Origin of the sequence: Longimicrobium sp. (assembly GCF_036280135.1) — a bacterium.
In the GTDB taxonomy this organism is placed as follows: domain Bacteria; phylum Gemmatimonadota; class Gemmatimonadetes; order Longimicrobiales; family Longimicrobiaceae; genus Longimicrobium.
This window is the reverse complement of the sequence record NZ_DASURI010000933.1, coordinates 1-2,962: the sequence shown is the minus strand read 5'-3', so window position 1 is coordinate 2,962 and position 2,962 is coordinate 1. Positions and strand designations below refer to the sequence as shown.

At 71.7% G+C, this 2,962-nt stretch carries 4 protein-coding genes; all 4 read right to left on the bottom strand.

What is annotated here, in order from left to right:
- The coding region (locus VFZ20_RS29995) for a RidA family protein (protein ID WP_329687647.1) at positions 1–233 on the bottom strand (233 nt) is incomplete at its 3' end.
- Entirely contained in the window at positions 230–1,867 is a 1,638-nt protein-coding gene (locus VFZ20_RS29990; RefSeq protein ID WP_349264145.1) for an AMP-binding protein, read from the bottom strand. The genes VFZ20_RS29995 and VFZ20_RS29990, both read right to left, overlap by 4 nt.
- A 219-nt stretch (positions 1,868–2,086) precedes the next feature.
- Complete coding sequence (locus VFZ20_RS29985) at positions 2,087–2,545, bottom strand: hypothetical protein (protein WP_329687645.1); 459 nt, start codon at positions 2,543–2,545, stop codon at positions 2,087–2,089.
- Between the two features lie 113 nt (positions 2,546–2,658).
- Positions 2,659–2,962 (bottom strand): acyl-CoA dehydrogenase family protein (locus VFZ20_RS29980; protein WP_329687644.1); only part of this gene is annotated, 304 nt, incomplete at its 5' end.

Below are 2,962 nucleotides of genomic sequence, written 5' to 3'. Positions count from 1 at the left end.
GTCATCCGCGTCACGTGCTCCGGCGTGGCGCCGGCCTCGTCCAGCACCGCGCGCACGTTGCGCAGCGCCTGGCTCACCTGGCCCACGAAGTCGTCCGTCTCGAACTCCGCCGTCACCGGGTTCCAACCGATCTGCCCGGCGATGAAGACCGTGCGGCCGGCGGCATCCACCCCGTTGGCGTAGCCCTTGGGCGTGGCCCAGCCCTCCGGCTGGACGATGCGGTGCGCGCTCACGACGGCGTCCGCAGGCGAAAGCGCTGCAGCTTGCCCGTCTGCGTCCGCGGCAGGGCACCCACGAACTCCACGCGTCGCGGATACTTGTACGGGGCAATGCGGGCCTTGACCCAGTCCTGCAGCTCCTTGACCGTCGCCGCGTCCGCCGCGGCGCCCTCACGGAGCACCACGAACGCGCTCACCACCTGCCCGCGCTCCTCGTCCGGCAATCCGACGACGCCGCACTCGGCCACGGACGGGTGCTCCAGCAGCACGGCCTCCACCTCCGGCCCCGCGATGTTGTAGCCGGCGGAGATGATCATGTCGTCCGTCCGCGCCTGGTACCAGAAGTAGCCGTCCTCGTCCATCCGGTACGCGTCGCCCGTGAGGTTCCAGCCGTCCATCACGTAGCCGCGCTGCCGCTCCGGGTCGTCCAGGTAGCGGCACCCCGTGGGCCCCTGCACGGCCAGCCGGCCGATGGAGCCGGGGGGGAGCGGATTTCCGTCATCATCGATCACCCGCGCGCGGTAGCCGGGCACCGCGCGGCCCGTGGACCCGGGGCGAATGTCGTCGCCCGACGAGCCGATGAAGATGTGCAGCATCTCCGTGCTGCCGATGCCGTCGATGATGCGGATGCCCGTCGCGCGCTCGAACGCCTCGAACGTGGGCAGCGGCAGCGTCTCGCCGGCGGACACGCACTTGCGGAGCGACGACAGGTCGAACTCCTTCGCCTGGTCCGCCAGCGCGCGATAGGCCACGGGCGCCGTGAAGCAGATGCTGGCGCGGTGCTCCTGGATGCCCTTCAACAGATTGGGCGGCGTGGGCTGCTCGATGAGCAGCGTGGCGGCGCCGGCGCGCATGGGGAACAGCAGCAGCCCGCCCAGGCCGAACGTGAACGCCAGCGGGGGCGATCCGCAGAACACGTCCTCGGCCGTGGGCCGCAGCACGTGGCGGCCGAAGGTGTCGCAGCAGGCCAGCACGTCGCGGTGAAAGTGCATGGCCCCCTTGGGCTTGCCCGTCGTGCCGGAGGTGAAGGCGATGAGCGCCACGTCGTCCGCCGCCGTGTCCACGGCCTCGAACTCCGCCGGCTTCGTGGACATCAGCCGATCCAGCGATCCCTCGTCGTCCGTCCCCCAGGACACCACGCGCTGGATGACGGGCGCCAGGCCGCGCGCCTCGTCCAGGTCCGCCCTCAGCCGATGGTCCGTGAGCGCGAGGTGCACCTGCGCCTTTTCGGCGACGGTGGCCAGCTCGCGGGCGCGCAGCAGCGGCATGGTGGCCACGACGATGCCGCCCGCCTTGAGCACGCCGAACCAGCACGCGGCCATCATGGGCGAGTTGGGCCCCCGCAGCAGCACGCGGTTGCCGGGGACGAGGCCCAGGTCGTCGCGCAGCACGGCGGCGATGCGGTTGCTGCGCTCCACCAGCTCGCGGTACGTCCAGCGCCCGCCGTCCCACAGGATGGCGGGCCGGTCCGCGTGCCCCGCGGCCGACGTGCGGTCCAGCAGCTCCACGGCGCAGTTCAGGCGCGGCGGATACGCCAGCTCGGGCAGGCCGGACAGGTCCAGCACCGGCCACAGCTCGCGCGGCGGCAGGTGGTCGCGGGCAAAGGTGTCCAGGTGGGCGCTGGGTTCGGCGGGGACGTGCGTCTCCATCGTAGCCATGGCTCGCGGGGTCCGTGAGGATGCGGGGACGGAAGGTGCGGCGTTCACGCCGTGCGCGCAATCCGCGGACCGCGGGAGTCGTGGGCGGAGTTCACGCGCGGAGGGTCGGGTCTGGCCCGGACGCTGGGCGCCCCCCTCCCCGACCCTCCCCCACAAACTGCGTGGGGGAGGGAGGTTGGTTCGTGCACCGTAGTCAGGTTCCTGCGAAGCTCAGTCCTGGCGGTGGCTGCCGGGCGGGAGTCCCAGCAGCCGGTTCAGCTCCTCGAGCTCGGCGGGCGTCGCGCTCCGCAGGGCGACCTGCCCATCCGGGGCGCGCGCCTGCAGGAAGTCGGCTCCGGAGCCGAACCAGCCGAGCACCGCCTCGCCCTTGTAGAACATGACGTGCACCTGGTACGCCGGCGGCGTGTGCCACGATTTCAGCCATCCGCGCGGCCGCGTATCCACGAATGCCACGACGCGGGCGATGGCGGGGGGATCGGTGATGGTCGTCTCCACGATGCGCTCGCCCGACCCGGTGTGAACGCCCACCACGATGCGATCGGCGGATGCAAGCGGCTGGTCCACGCGCGTGCCCAGGATAGCGCGCGTGAGCGCCAGGTCCGTCATCCACAGCCCGGCCAGCAGGAACAGCCCGCGGCCGATCCATCGCATCCAGCGCGGTATCGTCATCCAGGAAGGTGTCTGACTCGTCGACTTCTCCCTTCCCCCATGCAGTTTATGGGGGAAGGGCCGGGGATGGGGGGCGCTCCGCAGGGGCAGGAACACCGCGATTCGGATGAATCCTATCCCTGCTCCTTCAGCAGCTGGCCGGCGATGACGAGCTTCTGGATCTCGCTGGTGCCCTCGTAGATGCGCAGCGCGCGGATCTCGCGGTACAGCGTCTCCACGGGCGCGCCGCTCACCACGCCGCGCCCCCCGAACAGCTGCACGGCGGTGTCGATCACGCGCTGCGCGACCTCCGTGGCGTACAGCTTGGCCATCGCCGCCTCGCGGGTGATGCGGTCCGCGCCGCTGTCGCGCGTCCACGCGGCGCGGTAGACGAGCAGCGCGCTGGCAGCCACCTCCAGCGCCATCTGCCCCAGCGCG